Annotated in this window: 16 protein-coding genes; 4 read left to right on the top strand and 12 right to left on the bottom strand. The window is 35.8% G+C overall.

Translation table 11 applies throughout. The features are described from left to right. Positions 1-5: 5 nt before the first annotated feature. Both Q1A60_RS04810 and Q1A60_RS04805 read right to left on the bottom strand, forming a co-directional pair. Positions 6-2,453: a TonB-dependent receptor plug domain-containing protein gene (locus tag Q1A60_RS04810; protein ID WP_299762172.1), complete on the bottom strand. Its 2,448-nt coding sequence runs from the start codon at positions 2,451-2,453 to the stop codon at positions 6-8. A 54-nt stretch (positions 2,454-2,507) separates the two neighbouring features. Beyond that, positions 2,508-3,584, bottom strand: a complete 1,077-nt coding sequence (locus tag Q1A60_RS04805; RefSeq protein WP_299762169.1) for a PA0069 family radical SAM protein — start codon at positions 3,582-3,584, stop codon at positions 2,508-2,510. A gap of 122 nt (positions 3,585-3,706) precedes the next feature. Between Q1A60_RS04805 and Q1A60_RS04800 the strand changes: the two genes are divergently transcribed. Then, positions 3,707-5,119, top strand: coding sequence for a Gfo/Idh/MocA family oxidoreductase (locus tag Q1A60_RS04800; protein WP_299762166.1), 1,413 nt, complete (start codon positions 3,707-3,709; stop codon positions 5,117-5,119). 7 nt (positions 5,120-5,126) lie between these two features. Here Q1A60_RS04800 and Q1A60_RS04795 read toward each other — a convergent pair whose 3' ends face one another. The 9 genes from Q1A60_RS04795 to Q1A60_RS04755 form a co-directional block, all read right to left on the bottom strand. Next, a complete protein-coding gene (locus tag Q1A60_RS04795; RefSeq protein WP_299762163.1) occupies positions 5,127-5,636 on the bottom strand; it encodes a hypothetical protein in 510 nt (169 codons plus the stop codon). A 58-nt stretch (positions 5,637-5,694) separates the two neighbouring features. Next, on the bottom strand, positions 5,695-6,510 hold the full coding sequence (locus Q1A60_RS04790; RefSeq protein WP_300007325.1) for a DUF2807 domain-containing protein: 816 nt from the start codon (positions 6,508-6,510) through the stop codon (positions 5,695-5,697). Positions 6,511-6,568: 58 nt separating this feature from the next. Next, positions 6,569-7,351, bottom strand: a complete 783-nt coding sequence (locus tag Q1A60_RS04785) for an enoyl-CoA hydratase-related protein (protein ID WP_299762157.1) — start codon at positions 7,349-7,351, stop codon at positions 6,569-6,571. Positions 7,352-7,375: 24 nt separating this feature from the next. Next, complete coding sequence (locus Q1A60_RS04780; RefSeq protein ID WP_299762154.1) at positions 7,376-8,779, bottom strand: HAMP domain-containing sensor histidine kinase; 1,404 nt, start codon at positions 8,777-8,779, stop codon at positions 7,376-7,378. A 120-nt stretch (positions 8,780-8,899) separates the two neighbouring features. Beyond that, a complete protein-coding gene (locus tag Q1A60_RS04775) occupies positions 8,900-9,451 on the bottom strand; it encodes a CopD family protein (protein WP_299762150.1) in 552 nt (183 codons plus the stop codon). A 100-nt stretch (positions 9,452-9,551) separates the two neighbouring features. Continuing rightward, positions 9,552-12,605, bottom strand: a complete 3,054-nt coding sequence (locus Q1A60_RS04770; protein WP_299762586.1) for a glycosyl hydrolase — start codon at positions 12,603-12,605, stop codon at positions 9,552-9,554. Between the two features lie 194 nt (positions 12,606-12,799). Further along, positions 12,800-14,185, bottom strand: a complete 1,386-nt coding sequence (locus Q1A60_RS04765; protein ID WP_299762147.1) for an MATE family efflux transporter — start codon at positions 14,183-14,185, stop codon at positions 12,800-12,802. A 67-nt stretch (positions 14,186-14,252) separates the two neighbouring features. Next, positions 14,253-15,287, bottom strand: coding sequence for a ferrochelatase (hemH, locus tag Q1A60_RS04760; RefSeq protein ID WP_299762144.1), 1,035 nt, complete (start codon positions 15,285-15,287; stop codon positions 14,253-14,255). Positions 15,288-15,441: 154 nt separating this feature from the next. Continuing rightward, positions 15,442-16,209, bottom strand: a complete 768-nt coding sequence (locus Q1A60_RS04755; protein ID WP_299762141.1) for a ThuA domain-containing protein — start codon at positions 16,207-16,209, stop codon at positions 15,442-15,444. Between the two features lie 239 nt (positions 16,210-16,448). On the opposite strand from Q1A60_RS04755, the gene Q1A60_RS04750 reads away from it, so the two are divergent. Beyond that, on the top strand, positions 16,449-16,976 hold the full coding sequence (locus tag Q1A60_RS04750; RefSeq protein ID WP_299762138.1) for a hypothetical protein: 528 nt from the start codon (positions 16,449-16,451) through the stop codon (positions 16,974-16,976). Here Q1A60_RS04750 and Q1A60_RS04745 read toward each other — a convergent pair. Next, positions 16,959-17,855, bottom strand: a complete 897-nt coding sequence (locus Q1A60_RS04745) for an AraC family transcriptional regulator (RefSeq protein WP_299762135.1) — start codon at positions 17,853-17,855, stop codon at positions 16,959-16,961. The genes Q1A60_RS04750 and Q1A60_RS04745 overlap by 18 nt on opposite strands. A 180-nt stretch (positions 17,856-18,035) precedes the next feature. Here Q1A60_RS04745 and hemA point away from each other — a divergent pair, with 180 nt between their 5' ends. Together hemA and hemC are read left to right on the top strand one after the other, a co-directional pair. Continuing rightward, on the top strand, positions 18,036-19,286 hold the full coding sequence (gene hemA / locus Q1A60_RS04740) for a glutamyl-tRNA reductase (RefSeq protein ID WP_299762132.1): 1,251 nt from the start codon (positions 18,036-18,038) through the stop codon (positions 19,284-19,286). Then, entirely contained in the window at positions 19,279-20,196 is a 918-nt protein-coding gene (gene hemC / locus Q1A60_RS04735) for a hydroxymethylbilane synthase (RefSeq protein ID WP_299762129.1), read from the top strand. The genes hemA and hemC overlap by 8 nt, the downstream gene beginning before the upstream one ends. Positions 20,197-20,228: the final 32 nt, after the last annotated feature.

Genomic DNA, 20,228 nt, shown 5'->3' with positions numbered 1-20,228 from the left:
GTTTACTATAACAAGAATTCGTCAAGCTGGGCTTTTCCTATATCGGAGGTAAGTTTTATAACTTTTACATCTTTACGCTCACGAGACGTTCCATAGTCTCTATAAATAGTATACTTGAGATATGGTGGCACGGTTGTAAAGGTCTCTTCTCCTAAATATTCTATATTCACAATCCACAAGCCGTGAGGAGCATCATCAATAACAAACTCTTCCGTTTGAAAACCTGATTTTACTTCGGCTTCTAGGCGTTCTTTATTATCAAATAGTGTATGATTCCATTTAAAGTATTTCTTATTAGGGTTGACAAACTGAAACTCAAAAGGAGCTTCTCTATCAGACCATTCTAATACCATACGTAAGTCTAGACTATAACTAGTCAACAACCAATCTTCCGGAAGTCTTTCTGTGTTTATTTTATCTTTATGTAAGGAGACTAAATGTAATAGTTCATGTCCTAAAGGTTTATCTAACCCAGAAAAATCAACCCCAAGAATTTGCTCTCCTAGCATGTTAATATATAGCTCTAAGGCTTTGTCATATACTCCAGCTTCTTCATAGGCTTTTGCAAGATCGCGATACGATTGCGCTTCACGAGGAGCAATGCTTGTAATACGTTCATACAATTTTAAAGCATTATCATACTCTCCTGCACTTTCATATAAATAGGCAGCTACTCGTAATACTTTAGGGTTCTTTTGAGCAACTTCTACAAGTCTTGATCTAATGGTTGCTGCTTTTTCTCTATCTAATGGCTGAAAATATAATGCCATATCTATAAAAAATGCCGCATTTGTCGTGTTGGCTTTAGAAAGGTTTTGATACATTGTAAACTGCTCATCTACACCTTCTATCCCTTGTATTTGTTTTACATAATTAGGTTTTAAAGCCTCTAAATTAAGTTGTGCGACTTGCTCTGTATAATCATTCCCTGTTACTAAGGCTGTATCTACAATTTCTCCGTCATCACCCACAGTTACAAATGCTTTTGTCTTTACAATAAAAGCACCTCCTGAAGCAATAGATCCATAACGAGCAGATGCTTGTATTGATTTTAAAATAGAAATACTTGCTACATTTTGAGGATCTACAAAATTTGGAGTTTGCTCATAAAGAGAACCGTCTATTATCCAAACAGCTGGTTTAGGACTATTACCTCCTCTTATTGTAAATACGGCTTCACTGCCAAAGCCTGATACTTGAACTCCTGCAAAGCGCCCTCGGATAATATCAGCTAAATACTGTGCGTTAGGACGTATATCTGCACTTGTAATTGTATTTACAGAAACTCCTACTTGATCTTTACTTCGCTCTCCAAAACCCGTATCAGATGTTTCTTTACTCTTTGCTCTTTTTCCTGTAATAACAACTTCTTTAAGTAATTCATCTATAGGTGTCATTTCTACAAGAAGTGTCTCTTTATTTTCTACAAGCATTTCTTTAGGATGCATTCCTAAATACCGTATTTGTAACACATCTCCTACCTCTGCAGGAACCGTAAAACTTCCATCTGATTTTGATAAAAATTCTTCTAAATCCCCTTTTATGGTTATACTAGCCCCTTGAATAGGTCCTATGGTTGTTTTTACAATCCCATTAAACGTAGATGCTATGGCAACATTTTTATCTTTAAAAAGAATTCCTCTTTTAATCTGATCTACACTCTCTGCAATTGATGCTTCCGAAAGGTTTACATAACTTCCAGAGGTAAATCGTGCCAATGATCGTAAATACGTATGATTGGCTCTAGACTGACTACTTATCGCATAAAAAGGAATATCTCTATCTCCTTCCCATTGTCCTAAGACTGCTTCTCCGTCAGAAAATAAAAGAGCCGCATCCGTATTACCTGTTGTAAGAATATCATATGAAGTTGTGCCTTCATATACCAATCCTTCAACTTCTTTTTTTAGCGTAGAAATATCTTTATTAATAGTGTGTCTTCTTGTAGAAAGTATCTCTTCATTAAATACAACAAAAGTCACATTAACTTCTCCTAGTTCTTCAAAATAAGCTTCTATAAATCCCCATTCTTTTTTAAAATCTCTTCGATCTGAAGATAAAGATGCATCCCAAAAGATTTTTATATTTTTTTGATCAGCAAATGCTTTTGATACTTGAGGGTCGCTCGTTTTTGTAAGGTAAATTTTACTTGATTTATTAAACAAGCCTCGTATATTTTCTCCTCTTAATTCTATAGTTTCATAACCAGCGGCACTAATTCTGAGTCGAGAAGCATTGCCTACAGTTTGATGGTATTTTCGATAATTAAAAAGTCCGTTAGCACTCGTGACAACACCAACTCCTTGATCTGTAATTCCAATCTTAACATCTCCTATGGGAGCTTTTGTTTCTTCATCTAAAATCTTACCTCTAAACACGGTTTGTGCCATAAGTGTTTGTAAAAACACCATAGCAATAAGTCCAAAAATTAAGATACTATATTTCTTTTTCATGCCTTAAAAGTACATTAACGCTGCAAATATGGCAAAACGTGTAAAAAAAGCATCTTAAAGATTGTTAAAAAGCCCCAATTGACCCTTGTTTGTCTTTATAAATAGGTTTGTATTGAGTGGAGGGAGTTCTCTATCCTTAAAATATCGATTTCTTCCTATCTCAAATTGCTTATGAATTTGTGTTGCATAATGTCCTTCTCCTTTCATACGTTGTCCAAATCTAGAGTCGTTTAATTGACCTCCGTGACAATCGGCTATTTGATGAAGTACCTTATCGGCTCTATCTGGTAAAACCTTTCGAATCCAATCTTCAAAAATACCACCAATAGCTCCATTTAATCGTACAATCGTATATCCTACTTTTAAAGCCCCTCTATCTGCAATCTCTTTTAGTAAAGGTAAAATTTCATGCGTATTAATACCAGGAATCATAGGGCCTGCCATGACCATGACAGGAATTCCTTCCTTACTTAACCGTTCTATAGCTTGCAACCTTCTTTTAATAGTTGCTGTACGTGGTTCCATAAGACGTCTTGTCTCTTCAGATAAAGTTGTCACTGAAAAAATAACTCTACATAAGCTGTCTTTAGCAAGTGCTTTTAAGATATCTATATCTCGTTCTACTAAAACGTTTTTGGTAATAATCCCAACAGGATGTTTATACTTTAAAAATAGTTGTAATAATTGCCTAGTAATTTCTAATTTCTTTTCTATAGGTTGGTAGCAATCTGTATTTCCTGACAATACAATTGTAGCCGCTTCCCATGATGCACTTTGTAGTTTTTTTTCTAGTAATGCAGGTGCATTTTTCTTTACTAATATTTTTTGTTCAAAGTCCAGTCCAGCGCCATAACCCCAATATTCATGACTGTTTCGTGCGTAGCAATAAATACATCCATGCTCACACCCTTGATAAGGATTTAAAGAATATCCCATACCTACATCTGGACTGGTTACTTTGTTTACAATTGTTTTCGGGAAGGTGTCTATGTATACCGTTTTAGGGTTACTCGGAAGTTCGTTTTCGCGAAAGCAAAATTCTAAAAAATCATCACGCATCTCCTCACTATGTTCAAAAAAGCGATTCGATACATGTAATTGAGCACCACGTCCTTTTATAGATTCTTTCATATATGCTTTCGCGAAAACAGAAACCTTCTGTATTAAAATTGGATTTAATACAAAATTATGGAATTATTCCAAATAATCAACTATTTAAAAGAATTAATTAACTTTAAAAAAAATCTCATCACATGAAACGTCGTTCCTTTATAAAAAAATCTGCAGCTGCCAGTGCAGCCTTCTCTATTGTGCCTAGTTTTGTATTAGGAGGAAACCATATTCCACCCAGTGACACACTCTATATCGCTGCTGTGGGGGTAGGTGGAAGAGGAGGAGGTGTGGTAAGAGATCTCACCAATCATGGAAAGGTGAAATTTGTTGCTTTATGTGACGTAGATGATAAAATGGGAGCGGGAAGTTATAAGTTACATCCTAAAGCAAAGCAATACCGTGATTTCAGAAAAATATATGATAATCATCTTAATGATATTGATGCGATTATGGTGGGAACACCAGATCATACACATGCAACTATTGCACTTCCTTTTATGCGTGAAAAGAAACATGCCTATGTAGAAAAACCACTTACACATAATATCTATGAAGCTCGCCTCATGGCAGAGACCGCTGCAAAGCAGGGTATTGTTACTCAAATGGGAAATCAAGGAGCTTCTGGAGATGGGATTCGTATTGCACAAGAATGGATTAATGCTGGGGTGATTGGAAAAGTGCATCGTGTAGACTGTTGGACCAATCGTCCAGTATGGCCACAAGGATTTAAGCATATTACCCAAGGACAAACCATACCAGATCATTTAGATTGGGATTTATGGCTAGGACCTGCTGCCAATAGACCGTACAATGAGAATTACCTTCCCTTTAAATGGAGAGGTTTCTGGGATTTTGGAACGGGTGCTATGGGCGATATGGGATGCCATATTATGGAAACTCCGTTTAAAACTTTAGAGTTAGGTTTTCCTTATGAAGCAGAAGCAAGTTGTACGACTATTTGGTCTGGTGATTTTGTAGAAGCCGATTATGCTGAAGCCTGTCCTCCGAGTTCTATTGTACGCTTAAAGTTTGACTCTCCTACACAGGGAGATGTTTCTTTAAATTGGTACGACGGTGGTATCATGCCCGATCTTCCATCTGAATTAAAAGATGGCGAAAAACCTGGTGACGGTGGCGGCGGAAGTATCTTTTATGGTACGGATGGTATTATGATTACAGATACGTATTCTCGTAACCCTAGATTACTACCTAGCGAACGTATGAAGGATTTTAAACGTCCAGCAGAAACCATTGCTAGGGTTACAACATCGCATGCAGGCGAGTGGATTGAAGCTTGTCTAAACAATAAACCAACCTCTTCTCCTTTTTCATATGGAGGGCCGCTTACAGAGGCTGTACTAATGGGTAATCTTGCTATTAAAGCATTTCAATACAAAACCTTAAAAGATGGGAAGAAAGTGGGTGATTGGGATCCATATGAGTATCCTGGACGTCGTACCATAAAATGGGATGGTGCTAATATGCGCGTAACCAATTACGAAGCTGCAAATGCATGGGTAAAACGTGCCTACCGAGAAGGATGGGAGTTGTAATATAATATCATTTTACCTGTGTCCTTGAATATTTTACTCTTAACAAAAGATATACTTTATTGAGAAAGTAAAAAACAGGTAATCCTATAATTATAGTAACTATAAGTGTAGCTATCATTAGCTTAAATCCTAGGAATGGAACTTTTCTTATTTCACTTAAGATATCTGTATCTTCAAATAAGAAATAAGAAAATCCAACAGAAATTGTATAAAATAATACGATTCCTAAGACACCTATAAACGCTGCATTGTCATATACATATACATTAGTATTATACTGATATGCATGAACTAACGCAAGTATAACCCCAGCAATAATAAGCATTCCTATAACTAATCTCTTATTCTTATAGAAATCTCCTTGTTTATAACTATAATTTCTGCAACTAGGACAGATATTTTCGTCCATGTTCAAACAAGTATAACACATGCCTCTATAGCATTCGTTACATTTTTTTTGAGAAAATAAGTTTGTATGTGTATGACAGAAATAGGCTTCTTTTTCTTGCTCATTCATAAATGTAATCTTTCTTTAAAAGGCGATTACGCCAATTTAAGTATAAAAAGATACAAACTTACTCCTTCTTTAAAATCTTAGCCTTATTTTTTAATCCTGTTACCGTTATGGTAGGTTCTCCATAAAGTTGCAAAACAGCACTGTCTTGGGCGTATAAAGTAATGGCTTCTTTCACTTGAATATAGGCATCTGCATCATCTGAAAGATTGATTTCTGTAGTAGTCAATAAGGCTTCTTTAGCCGTTAATTTTCCATTTCCTGCTAGGGTGAAATTTGTTGTTTCTAGCGTACCGTCTAATATCAGTTTTGATGTATCACTTATTTGAGATTCTAATCTATTTACAATAGCATACATTTTTAAAGTAGCTCTTCCTTCTAATGCTACCTTACTAGATTCAGATTTTGCTTTAAGTGTACCTTCTGCATCACTAAACAATTCAACATCAATAGCGTTTGTATAGGCTACATCGAGATCAAATTTTGAAGATTTACCCGCTGTAAGTATTAAGTTTTCTCCCGTTATGAGCCCTTCCCCTTTTATGCGAGCTTCATTATTCAAATGAATTTCAGCAATCGTACTCGCGGTGATTGTAATTTTAAATCTTTTCTTTTTTACAATACGATGTGTGGCCGATATTTTAAGTGTGTTATCTTCTACAGTAAACTGAATGACATCTATAAGATTATCATCTGTTTCTATGGTGTATACATCTGTGTTTCCTTGATTTAATTCAATATCAAAATCTCCATCGATATCAATCGTATCAAAAGACTCTTCAATCTCAACTTCTTTTAGAGTTACAATTCCAGACCCTTTAATTTTAGGCAATTGTTGTGCAAACGCACTCATGCTTACTAAAAGTAAGCAAATCATCCATAATCTTCTCATCTTCTACAAATAATATAGGTTAGTATTTAAAAGGAACCCTATATCATTTTCCAGGAAAATCGGCTTTGCGTTTTTCTAAGAAAGCAGTAGTTCCTTCTTTAAAATCTTCTGTACCAAAGCATGTGCCAAAAGCATCTATCTCTGCATCAAATCCATTTACACCATCTGTAAATCCTGCATTAATCGCTTTAATTCCTTCGGCAATGGCTACTGATGAATTACGCATAATCTTTCCAGCGATTTTTTCAGCAAGCGGCAGTAATTCTTCTTGTGTCACTATATGATTTACAAGTCCGTAGCTCAATGCTGTAGGAGCGTCTATCATGCCTGCTGTCATGATCATCTCCATAGCGCGTCCTTTTCCTACCAATTGTGGTAAGCGTTGTGTTCCTCCATATCCTGGAATGACGCCTAAAGAAACTTCTGGCAATCCCATACGCGCATTATCACTTGCTAGTCTAAAATGTGCTGCCATGGCGAGTTCTAAACCTCCGCCTAATGCAAATCCATTTACGGCTGCAATCACAGGTGTACTGAGGTTTTCTACAAAATCAAATAAATCTTCTTGTCCTTTTCTAGCAAGCTCAGCACCTTCTTCTACTGAGAAATCAGCAAATTCAGAAATATCGGCTCCGGCAACAAATGCTTTTTCTCCTGTTCCCGTAATGATAATTACTTTTGAGGTGGTGTCTTCGTTTGCTTTCGCGAAAGCGGTATGCAACTCTCCAATCGTTTCGGTATTTAAGGCATTTAACTTTGAAGGTCTATTAATTGTAATGGTAGTAATACCATTGTTTTGATCTACAAGAATGTTGTTATAATCCATGTGTATGTTATCTAGGTGTGTTGTTTATTCTTTTGGGAAGGTTACCGTAAATACGGTTCCTTTTCCTTCTTGGGATGTAAAATTAATACTTCCGTTATAGGTTTCCATAATATTTTTTACCATGGCAAGTCCAAGTCCCATTCCACTGGTTTTTGTAGTGAATTTAGGTTCAAATATTTTAGGTTTATTTTCTTCTGTAATCCCTATTCCGTTATCACTTACTTTGATGTGAACATCAGATCCTATTGTTTGTACATCAACAAGAATCTTAGGGGATTCTGTATTTTTAGTCGCTTGAATTGCGTTTTTAACTAGGTTGGTGACAACTCGTATTAACTGAGTTCTATCAAACTTTGCGCGTATTTCATAGTCCGCTTTCGCGAAAGCGATATTACGTTCTCTAAAAATATCTAAGGCTAGTTTTACCACATTAGAGACATCTAACGTCTCGCTTTGTTGCGCAGGCATATCTGCAAAATTTGAAAACGCCGAAGCAATACTACTCATAGTATCTATTTGCTGAATCAGTGTATTACTATATTCTTTGATTTTTGTATTGATTTCTGGATCTTCAGGATCAAAACGACGCTCAAAACTTTGTACCGTTAATCGCATAGGTGTCAACGGATTTTTGATCTCATGGGCTACTTGTTTTGCCATTTCGCGCCAAGCTGCTTCACGTTCATTTTGAGCTAACTGTGCCGCACTTTCTTCAAGTTCATCTATCATTCCATTATACGCAGAAACTAAGGTTAATAACTCTGTAGGAAGGCTTTTTGTATCTACTTTTTTATTCCGCTTATCAAGTTGAGTTTCCTTAATCTTTTCTTCTATATCCTTAAGACGAAGCGTAATATATCTCGCTAAAATAAAGGCAAGAAAAATAGCAGTGATAAAGACAATAAGTGCTACAACACCTATACGTAAGAGGAGTTCGCGCATTTCTTTATTAATAAACGACTCACTGTCTTCATATTGTATTTGAAGAATCGCTAATCGTTTAAACTTAGGATCATCTATGTATGAATATGATATTTGTTGTGGTATTTCTGTGTCTACACGCTCTACATATCTTTTTTCAACGGAAGCCGTTAAGGTTTCTAGAATACGATTAGATATATTCTCTTGATTATAGCTTTTGAAAAGATTTTCTGTCGAAGAAATCAAGGGATTCCCTTCTAAATCATATAGTGTTATATTTTCTCCATGAATACGGGCAATCTCATAAATTTCATCTCTAAAGATTAAATGAATTTTATCTGTTTGGAGTAAGAATGTTGTTTCTTTAAGGGTCCTATCTATGTCTTTTTTTATAGCAACCTCTTTACGTTCTAAACGGTCTTTATTATAATCTTTTATCTGCTCTCGATACTGGAAATAAGTAATCCCAGAAATTAAAGAAAAAGCAATCAGTACCAATATGAGCATAGAGGTAAAAATGCGAAAGCTTAAAGATTTACTATTTAAATTCAGCACACTATTATTTGTTGAATGACTAAGGTACTAAGAATACTATTGTATTAAGGTTATATACTACTTATAACTTTGTTAAGCATCTGGATTTTTTTCTTGAATCTTACGATATAGTCGTATGCCAAGCATTAACAATACACCTAGACCTATAATTCCAAAGACACCATAAATCCAGTTGGTTGCGCTTTTTGTAACTGCTAGAAAAACCACAGCAAATAAAATAATGGTGGCACCTTCATTCCACATACGCATAAATTTAGAAGAATGCTTAAATTCTCCTCTTTGTAATTGCTTGTATATACTCCATGTCTTAGCATGATAGATATATAGCAATATAACAAAACCTAATTTTATTTGCATCCAAGGGCTTTCTAATAAGGTAGGTGCGATATGCAACATCAAGAAGGCAAATAGCGAGCAAAGTACTAATGAAGGGGCTGTAATAATCTTCCAAAGACGCTTTGCCATTAGGCCTAATTGCTTTCCTAAAATCTCACGATCTGGGGAAGGTTTTTCATTAGCCTCTACTTGATATACAAATAGCCGAGGCATATAAAAGAGACCCGCAAACCACGTTACCATAAATATGATGTGGAGTGCTTTTATATAAAAGTAGTATTCTGCCATATGGCAAAGATACGAAGGGCATCTTTAATACTTAAAACATCAAAATAAAAGCCCAGTCAATATTGACTGGGCTTTTATTTTCTATTGTATATACTTTTCTTTAATCCTCTACAAACAAATAATTCAATTTTAAGTTATTAAAATCTGAATTAAACTGTGCCACCTCAGCATCTAACATGTTGTCAAAAGCTGTGAGTTGTGTTTTTATTTGTGCCGAGAGTTCATTTTTAACAGCAATATCTTGATCAGTGGGTCCAAAATCACCCATTCCTACAAGGCTATTTAAATGCCCTAACTTATTTGTTAATTTAATTGGGAAGTTCAAAGGATCTTGACCTGAACGATTTTTCGTTTGATATAATTCCTTTTCTATGTTACCGAACTCTTCTTGCATTTTCTTTGCTTTTTCACGTAGATCAGCCGTACGAGTATCGTCTTTATACTGAGCTTCAAAAGCTTTTAGTTGTGCATTAATCTTTCTAATTTTCTTAATACTTTGATGTGCACGATCTACTGTTTTATTTACATCGGCTATAAAGTCATATTGTCGTTGCATATCAGCCACTGTCGCTTCTGCATTTGGATTTGGTTTGATCACAAACGACTGCGTTTGCTCCTCTCCATTTACATTCATGACTACTTTATAGTTTCCTGGAACGGCTTTAGGTCCATCAAGACTTGCCCACCAAAGAATCATTCCTTTAAGACGTTCTGCACCATCGGTACGTGTATTCCAAGAGAATAAATTTCCTCCTTTTTCAGCTTTTAATTGATCTTTCTTCTCTTTAGCGCCTGTACTAAATGACTGTATCGTATCACCTGCTACTGTCATATAAGTCAATGAAACGGTATCTTTTTTGGTATCAAAATCTTTCAAATTAAAATAGGTCATGACTCCGCTTGGGTGATTGGTTCCAGTCGTAAGACTCCCAGCACGACCACCACCTCCCATACGGTAGGTATCTTTTGGTTTAAATAAGTGGTTTGCTCCCGCTTTCGCGAAAGCGGACTGATGTAACATCCCAAGGTCATCAATAATCCATAAACTACGTCCTTGCGTGGCTACAATAAGATTATTGTCTTTAATTGTCAAATCTGTAATAGGAACAATAGGAAGGTTTAACTGAAATGATTTCCAGTGTTGACCATCGTCAAAACTGATATACATTCCAGTCTCGGTTCCTGCATATAATAACCCTTTTTGTTTTGGATCCTCACGCAATACACGTGTAAAATGCTCTGAAGGAATTCCGTTGGTAATTTTCTTCCATGTTTTTCCATAATCAGATGTTTTATATAAATACGGCGCAAAATCACCCGACTTATAACGCGTACCTGCAACATAAGCTGTTCCTTCATCAAAAGCACTAGGCTCTACACTATTAATCATCATCCATTCTGGCATTCCTTTAGGCGTTACATTATCCCACGTTTGACCACCATTACGGCTCACGTGTACTAGTCCATCATCACTTCCTACCCAAAGTAATCCTTCTTTAAGAGGAGACTCAGCTGCAGCAAAAATGGTACAGTAATATTCTACCGATGTATTATCCTGCGTAATGGGTCCTCCAGAAGATTTCATCTTTTCTGGATCATTACGTGTTAAATCTGGACTAATTACTTTCCAACTTTGCCCTTCATTTTCAGTAACGTGTACATTTTGAGAAAAGGTGTACATACGATTAGGATTGTGCTTACTAAAGATAATAGGGAAGTTCCATTGGAAGCGGTATTTCATATCTTCTACACCATGACCCATTGGATTGTCTGGCCACACTGAAATAGAACGCACCGTGTTTTTTTCGTGATTTACTCTTGTTAAGAAACCATCATAACTCCCTCCATATACAATTTCATTATTTTTTGGATCTACTGCAATGTGAGCACTCTCACCTCCAGCTGTACTTTCCCAATCGTCTTCAGAGATGCTTCCACCTTCCGTTCTGTGCGGAATACGGATGGTACTATTATCTTGCTGTGCTACATAAATACGGTATGGAAAAGCATTATCTGTTGTTACACGATAAAACTGTGATGTTGGCTGATTCAAATACGTACTCCAACTACGTCCACCATCATACGTCACTTGCGCTCCTCCATCATCTCCAATAATCATACGATTTGGATCTTCTGGAGCAATCCATAAATCGTGATGATCTCCATGTGGTGCGTTATAGGTACTAAAGGATTTTCCTCCGTCTGTTGATTTATGATAACGTACATTTAAAACATATACGGTATTTTCATCTTTTGTATCTGCATACAGACGTGTATAATACCATGCACGCTGACGTAATTTACGTTCTGAATTTACCTTAGACCAATTCATTCCGCCATCTTTAGAGGTATATAGACCTCCTTCTTTTTCATTTTCGACCATCGCATAGAGACGGTTGCTATTTACAGGAGATACGGTAATACCCATAATTCCTAGAATACCTTTTGCAAAACCATCATTAGTAGATAGTTCTGTCCACGTTTCTCCTTCGTCTGTACTTTTCCATAATACCGATCCATCGCCACCAGAACTCAAGCTATACGGCGTACGTCTTGCATTCCATGTTGTAGCATATAATACTCTATAGTTATTTGGATCTATGATTAAATCGACAACCCCAGCATTTGAATTACTAAACAATGTTTGTCTCCATGTTTTTCCTCCGTCAACACTTTTATATACACCACGTTCTTGTGTAGGCTTATAGATATTACCTAACACACCTGCATATACAATATCAGGATTGGTAGGGTGTACTCGTATACGAGGTACGTGACGACTATTTTTTAGTCCTACCTGACTCCAGGTTTGTCCTGCATCTACTGTTTTCCAGATACCATATCCAGAAGACACATTTCCTCGAAGGGTTTTTTCTCCTCCGCCTACATAAATCACATTAGGATCACTTTTTGAAACCTCTACGGCTCCAATACTTCCTCCAAAAAAACCGTCAGAAATATTTTCCCATTCCTTTCCTCCATTGGTGGTACGCCAGACACCACCACCGGTACTCCCCATATAAAATAAATCAGGTTGTCCTGGCACTCCTGTGACAGCAGCACTACGGCCACCTCTAAAAGGACCAATTAATCGATATTCTAAGGCTTCATACGAAGATTCATCTGGGGTTTGCGCACTTGTTTGTAGTACCATTCCTGAGAAAATACTCAGAAAAAGGAAGAGAATGTTGGTTTTCATTGAATTTTAGTTTGGTATTTTGACAGAAATTTAAGGAATTCTTAAGAAGGATTTCTTTTTTGGGAGTTTTTTAACGTATTCTACAAAAGAGAATAATAGTTCTTTTTAAAAGGAGTATAGCTGTGTACGCTTTCGCGAAAGCATATACATCATCCTTCTTCTTGAAGAGCAAGTTTTGTTTTTACTTCTTTGTTTAAGAAAAACCCGGTCACTACTGTAGAAAGCACATCGGCGATGGGGAAAGCGATCCAAACACCCCAAACACCTATAAATGGAGGTAGTATTAAGATTAAAGGAATTAAAAAGAATCCTTGTTTTGTTAGACTTAAAAGTAAGGCTGGCACAGCTTTTCCTATAGATTGGAAATACGCAGATCCAATAAGTTGTACTACAATAATAGGGGTTGCGGCAAATACCCAACGTAAGGCATTAGGTGTACGTGCAAAGATTTCTGCATTGTCTGCAATGGTTTGAGCATCGCCTCCTTTGTCACTTAAGAATATAGACACAAAAAAGTCTGGGAAACTCATAATAATCGCAAAGATGAGTAGTGCCAGTATTCCTGCATATTTTATAGACGTATTAATAGTCTCTCTTACACGAGTATATTTTTTTGCTCCATAATTATATCCTGCAATGGGCATAAACCCTTGCGTGACTCCTATTACTGGAAATAAGGCAAACATAAGCATCCTACTTATGATTCCATAAGATGCTTGATCCAATGCATCGCCATACGTAATCAATACATTATTAAGTAAGATTCCTAAAACACTAATGATTCCTTGGCGTGCTAAGGTAACACCACTCAAACCGCTGATCTCTTTAAAAATAGTGGGTTCCAGTTTAAATGATTTTAATTTAAGACGTAATTCACTCTTGGCAACAAAAAACCAAAAGATAAAACCAAAGCAGATCCCATAACTTATAAATGTAGCCCAAGCGGCACCTTCCATTCCATATCCTAATACTTTAATAAGTATATAGTCCATTAAAATATTTCCAACCGCAGGAAGAATCATCGCATACATAGCAAATTTTGGCTTCCCTTCTGCGCGTATGACGTTATTCCCCATCATACATAAAGCAAGCATCAAAATACCGTAAAGTACGATACGATAATAGGTAAGTGCCATCTCTTTATAAGAATCGGCAGCACCAAAAAACTCTATAAAAAAGTCTTGAAACACAAGTCCTATAATGGCTAATGAGCCTGAGATGAGTGTGGTAATTGTGATTTGATTTCCAAAAACACGTAATGCTTTTTCTTCATCTCCTGCGCCTAAGGCTCTAGAAAGTACAGAGCTTCCTCCAATTCCCACAGCAAGACCGATAGCCGCAATAAAAAAAGTAAACGGAATAACAACGGTGATGGCAGAAATTGCTTGCGGTCCAATCCATCTTCCCACAAAGATGGTATCTACTATCATATTTAGAGACATCACCAAAATACCTATAGAGGCAGGTACTGCCTGCTTAACAAGTAATTTTGAAATAGGTTCTGTGCCTAAAGCTGTAGATTGTTTTTTGGACAAGAATTATGTGTTAGTTATATGCAAGATGCAACCACTTTTTGAAAAAGTGTGTTAATAGAACGTGAAATTAAACCGCTTCCATTTTAACACCTTCCCAATCTTTAATCCAACTTGCAATAACGGCTGCCCAATCATCACGATCATTTAAACAAGGGATCGTTGTAAATTCTTTTCCTCCAGCTTCATGAAAGATTTCTTCCCCTTCCATGGCGATTTCTTCTAAGGTTTCTAAACAATCAGATACAAATGCAGGAGTAACAATAGCCATTTTCTTAAACCCTTCTTTTCCCATACGTTCTATAGTACGATCAGTATACGGTTGTAACCAAGGATCAAACCCTAAACGTGATTGAAAAGATGTAGAAAAGGTTCCTGGTTCTAGATTGAGATATTGCCCCACTTTACGCGTGGTTTCATAACACTGATGACGATAGCAAAACTCATGTGCTTTTGAGGCTGCACTACAACAACTTCCATCCATCTTACAATGGAGTTTGGTTACATCACTTTTTCGAATATGCCTTTCGGGAACACCATGGTAACTAAATAGTAAATGCTCGTAGTCTAGTTCTTTAAGATGTTCTCCTATGCTTTCTGAAAGTACTTTTATATAATCATCTCTATGATAAAACGCAGGAACATCTGTAATTTTCATTGAAGGGAAATGCTTTGCGCGCAATTCTTCTGCTAAAACGAGAATTGTCTCTGTAGTTGCCATGGCAAATTGAGGATATAAAGGTAATAACATCACATCATCTACACCTTGATCATGAAGCTTTTGCAACCCTTCTTTAATAGAAGGTGTTCCGTAACGCATTGCAATTTCTACAGGTAATTGTGTATGAGATTGTACTTTCTTTTGTAAACGCTCTGTAAGTACAATAAGTGGCGAACCTTCCTCCCACCATATTTTACTATAGGCTTTAGCACTTTGTTTAGGTCGTGTGTTGAGAATGATTCCTTTTACTAGCAATGCGCGTGCTGCATAAGGAACGTCAATCACACGCTCATCCATTAGAAACTCTCCTAAATATTTTTTTACATCTTTAGGATCTGTACTTTTTGGAGATCCTAAGTTAACGAGTAAAACACCTTTGCTCATTCTTTATCTTTTATAATAGCTCTCTACGTTGTAGAAATAAATCTTATTCAAAATGTCTAACCTTTATTTAGTATGTTTAGACAAAATTCATTCGCAAAAATACGGAGTATCTTACAATACCGCATTATGAAACGTATAAGAGTTTTTGATAGTACTATTCTAAACACCATAAAAGTGCTTCTTCAAGATGTTTTCTAAATCCAACTTCTGCATACGACTCTTTCGTATGACCACCTCCAGTATAAAAAGCTTTACCGCCATCATAAAGATGATACCAAGCAATAGGATGAAAATCTCCATTGGTTCCGCCTTCGTAACTTGATTCATCAAGTTGCAATACGGCAGTAAGATTAGGGTTTAGGTTCTTATAATTATACCACTCATCGTCTCTTGAAAACGATGATTCGTAATGTTTTGTACTCCCGTGCTTATTTGTTGTTTTTTGTAGGGTTGCTTTCCTAATATTGGGATTATTAGGATGACTTTCAAAATAGCCTCCTACTAATTTTCCATACCAAGGCCATTCATATTCAGTATCAGCAGCAGCATGAATTCCTAGGTAACTTCCGCCTCCTTGTATATAAGCTTCAAACTTTTTTTGAGCGTCATCATCCAATACATTTCCAGTAGTACTCAAAAAGACAATTGCATCATATTTTGGTAAAAAAGCGGTTGAAAAATGTGTGCTATCTTCTGTATGTTCTACTACAAAGTTATGTGCTTTCCCAAAATCTTTTATGGTAGCAATACCTGTTTCAATGGATTTATGGCGCCACCCTAGTGTTTTCGTAAAAACCAACACCTTCTTTGTTTGGGTTTGCTTTTCGGTAGCAAGACTTGTAGTTGTGGCTTCTGTATTTTTTTTCGCGCAAGCGGAAAGAAGAAATGTAATACAGATTATTATAAAAAGTTTATTTATCATAATATCTTCAAAAAATGGATGAGAGGATAAAGTTACTACATATATGTTATTTTACTCATTGAAAACGCTAAATCCCTCATTTAGGATTTCATAGTATTCCAACAATATATATGTTTGTTTAAAGCACCTACTTTATGAAATTTTCAACGTATGTAATAATAAGCATTCTAATTTGCATTAATATCTCCTGTAAATCTACAATTCATAGTAATCAAGAGAAGGTTAAAAAGCCTTATACATTGTCTGACATAAAGCAAAAAGCGTATGTATTACATAGTATTGATTCTAATAAAGATAGTTTTTGTGATTTTATTTTAGTTGATGGGGTTCCTCATGATATATCTAACATAGATTCCGTACTATCGAGATATAATCAGAAAAGCATTGAATACATCCAATTTATAAAAAATACTTTTTCTCATAAACCTTGTGAAAATATAACCGTAATACGAACAGAAAAGCAATCGGAAAAAGAAAAGAAGAAAGAGCTGTTAGAAATTAAAAACCTACTTAACAATAAGGTCTCTAATATTGCTGTTAGACCTAGAATATGCAATTCTTGTCCATTAATTACTATTAATGACAAACCTATTTATGATCCACATGAACAGAAAAAGATTATCAACGAAATAGATATTAATACGATACAATCAATATATTATTTGCCTAGGGCACTTCGAAAAGATTTATGGGGAAGCTTAGGAGTCAATGGAATCGTACAAATAAAACTTAATAAACTAATTGTTAAATTACCCCAAAGACATTAAATACTTCTTAGGGGTGGTTCCAAATTTCTTTTTAAAGCCTGCGATAAAATGACTAGAGGTACTATACCCTACTTTAAGTCCGACTTCATTGACATTATACTGACCAGAGGCTAATAATTGCCGAGCCACTTCCATTTTATAATCAAACAAAAAGCTATATACAGAATCTCCATAAATCTGCTTAAATCCTTCTTTTAGTTTTTTAAGAGAAAGACCTATCTCTATGGAAAGTTCTAATAAAGTAGGAGGTTCTGTCATACGAGCAATAATGATCTCTTTGGCTTTTTTGATCTTGGTAACATTATCTTCATCTGCCAGAAAAGGACATTGTGCAATATCTGCATCTACAGGTTTATTAAAGTAAAGGCTCAATAACTCATATGCTTTTCCTTTAAAGTATAATTCTTTAATACTAGGGTGTAAATTATAATTCATTAACTGATTTAAGACAATAGCCATACTAGGCGTTACAGCACCATCTTTATAGTATTTACGATCTTTATTTTCTTCACTTAAAAAGGTAATATAATTTGCTTCACGCGAAAACAGACTATGAAACTTTTTAATAGACATCAATATAGAAACCACCCATGTATCAGGCTGTAATTGAAGATTCATAGGTAAATCTCGCTGTGGATTATACAGTAATAATGATTGATCTTCTGGCATAGGTAAATGATACGCACCATTATTAAATGTAAAGATAGATTGTCCTTTTAAACAAAAATGAAACTGAATAATACTGCTATCTACTTCGCGTACAATTTGTCTGTTGACATCTAATACATTAGAAAATGTCAATACAGAAAATCCAGACTCTAATATAGTTTCTGTTTCTAAACCTTGAGCGACACTTTTTTGATCTATTTGTAGAGCCATATTTACTATTTTATTTAGAATCATTCTAATTAACGATATATGCATATCGCTTACAGCACCTCTAAAATAAGGCGTTTTACAGAAATCTGCACGTAGAAATACCTGAATTTGTTCAATTCGACAATTTTGGAACGTCTAGCGTTATTTTTTTTCGACTAAGGAAGATATTTTTGCGCCACTATGAAAGTTTCAGAGTCTTCAGAATTTTATGTCATTGGTCTTAGCTATAAAAAAGCTGATGCCGAAGTACGTGGACATTTTAGTGTTTCTGAAGACGCACAAGAACACATCCTATCAAATGCTAAGGCTTCGGGAGTAGAAGCACTTACTGTAATATCTACGTGTAATAGGACCGAATTATACGGTTTTGCACAGAGTCCATCGCAACTTGTGCAACTTCTTTGCAAATACACTCTTGGAAGCGTAGAAGAATTTGAAAAAGTATCATACATACACGAAAGCGATGATGCCATTCAACATTTATTTAAAGTAGGGACTGGTCTTGATAGTCAGATTTTAGGAGATTTTGAAATTATCGGACAACTTAAAGTTGGATTTAAAAAAGCAAAAGCACACAATTTGGTCAATCCTTTTATGGAACGATTAATCAATAGTGTGATCCAAGCAAGTAAGCGTATTAAGACAGAAACAGAAATTTCATCGGGTGCCACTTCTGTAAGCTTTGCTGCTGTACAATACATCATGGCACGTGTACCTTATGTTTCTGAAAAGAACATTCTTCTTTTTGGAACTGGAAAAATAGGACGTAACACCTGTGAAAATCTCATTAAACATACCAAAAATGAGCATATCACACTTATAAATCGTACCAAGGAAAAGGCTCAGAAAATAGCAGGAAAATTCAACTTACTTGTAAAAGATTATGCAGATATCCAAAGTGAGATTTCACAAACAGATATCTTAGTTGTCGCTACTGGTGCTCAAAATCCTACCATTACAAAAGAGCTTATTTATACAAAAAAACCATTATTGATACTTGATTTATCCATTCCTAAAAATGTATCAAGTAATGTAACAGATTTAGAAAACGTAACGCTTATTCATCTCGATCAACTTTCTAAGATGACGGATGATACCTTAAAGCGTCGTCAAAAATATATTCCTAAAGCCGAAGCTATTATAGCACAAATCACAAAAGAATTTAATGCCTGGCTTTCTACAAGAGCATTTGCTCCAACCATACAAGCATTAAAATCAAAATTGAATGATATTAGTACCTTAGAACTCAATAATCATCGTAAGAAAATAGAACGCTTTAATGAAGAGCAAGCAAACCTAATTTCTGATCGCCTTATCCAAAAGATCACTAATAGATTTGCAAATCACTTACGTACTGCAAACGGTAGCACACAACAGAGTATTGAACTCATACAAGCTATTTTTCAACTAGAACAATCAGACAGTGAATAAAGTCATACGCATCGGGACTCGTGATAGTGAGCTCGCATTGTGGCAAGCAACAACCGTACAAAAACAACTTGAAGATCACGGTTATAAAACAGAGCTAGTTCCTGTAAAATCTACAGGTGATCTCGTACTAGATAAACCATTATACGAACTCGGTATCACGGGTATTTTTACAAAAACACTTGATGTTGCAATGCTTAATGGCACAGTAGATATTGCTGTGCATAGTATGAAAGATGTACCCACAGCCCTTCCTATCGGTATCGTTCAAGCAGCTGTATTAGAAAGAGCCGCTACACAAGATATCTTAGTTCATAAAGGGAATCCTGACTATACACAGCGTTGTACAATTGCAACAGGAAGTTTACGTCGTCAAGCACAATGGCTTAATAAATATCCTTCTCATACGACAACAGATCTACGAGGGAATGTAAACACACGACTTCAAAAACTAGCAGATAGTGATTGGACAGGGGCTATTTTCGCGAAAGCGGGATTAGAACGCATTAATGTCCTTCCATCTAATTATGAAGTATTGGACTGGATGACACCCGCACCCGCACAAGGAGCCATGCTTATTGTTGCACTAGAAGAAGATGATTTTTCTAAAACCGCTTGCGCGAAATTAAACCACAAAGCAACCGCCTTGTGCACCTATATAGAAAGAGAATTTTTACGAACGTTAGAAGGAGGATGTACTGCTCCTATAGGAGCTAGTGCTACCATAGAAAATGAAACGATTCATTTTACAGGTGTTTTATTTTCACTAGATGGTAAGATAAAATTAGAAGTTAATCAGTCTATTTCCATATCGCATAGTCAAGGATTTGGTGTAGACTGTGCATTAGAAATATTAGACAATGGAGGCCGCGAACTCATGAAAGAGATTAAAGCATCTATGAATAAGAAGTAAAATGCCCTCATCCCTAACCCTTCTCCCGCTGA

Origin of the sequence: uncultured Dokdonia sp. (assembly GCF_947492535.1) — a bacterium.
Taxonomy (GTDB): Bacteria; Bacteroidota; Bacteroidia; order Flavobacteriales; family Flavobacteriaceae; genus Dokdonia.
This window is presented reverse-complemented; position numbering and strand designations above follow the sequence as displayed.

Coding starts and splice junctions, on each gene's coding strand:
- Q1A60_RS04810 (WP_299762172.1), bottom strand. CDS start 2,453: ATGAAAAAGAAATATAGTATCTTAATTTTTGGACTTATTGCTATGGTG.
- Q1A60_RS04805 (WP_299762169.1), bottom strand. CDS start 3,584: ATGAAAGAATCTATAAAAGGACGTGGTGCTCAATTACATGTATCGAAT.
- Q1A60_RS04800 (WP_299762166.1), top strand. CDS start 3,707: ATGAAACGTCGTTCCTTTATAAAAAAATCTGCAGCTGCCAGTGCAGCC.
- Q1A60_RS04795 (WP_299762163.1), bottom strand. CDS start 5,636: ATGAATGAGCAAGAAAAAGAAGCCTATTTCTGTCATACACATACAAAC.
- Q1A60_RS04790 (WP_300007325.1), bottom strand. CDS start 6,510: ATGATTTGCTTACTTTTAGTAAGCATGAGTGCGTTTGCACAACAATTG.
- Q1A60_RS04785 (WP_299762157.1), bottom strand. CDS start 7,351: ATGGATTATAACAACATTCTTGTAGATCAAAACAATGGTATTACTACC.
- Q1A60_RS04780 (WP_299762154.1), bottom strand. CDS start 8,779: ATGCTCATATTGGTACTGATTGCTTTTTCTTTAATTTCTGGGATTACT.
- Q1A60_RS04775 (WP_299762150.1), bottom strand. CDS start 9,451: ATGGCAGAATACTACTTTTATATAAAAGCACTCCACATCATATTTATG.
- Q1A60_RS04770 (WP_299762586.1), bottom strand. CDS start 12,605: ATGGTACTACAAACAAGTGCGCAAACCCCAGATGAATCTTCGTATGAA.
- hemH (WP_299762144.1), bottom strand. CDS start 15,287: ATGAGCAAAGGTGTTTTACTCGTTAACTTAGGATCTCCAAAAAGTACA.
- Q1A60_RS04755 (WP_299762141.1), bottom strand. CDS start 16,209: ATGATAAATAAACTTTTTATAATAATCTGTATTACATTTCTTCTTTCC.
- Q1A60_RS04745 (WP_299762135.1), bottom strand. CDS start 17,855: ATGGCTCTACAAATAGATCAAAAAAGTGTCGCTCAAGGTTTAGAAACA.
- hemA (WP_299762132.1), top strand. CDS start 18,036: ATGAAAGTTTCAGAGTCTTCAGAATTTTATGTCATTGGTCTTAGCTAT.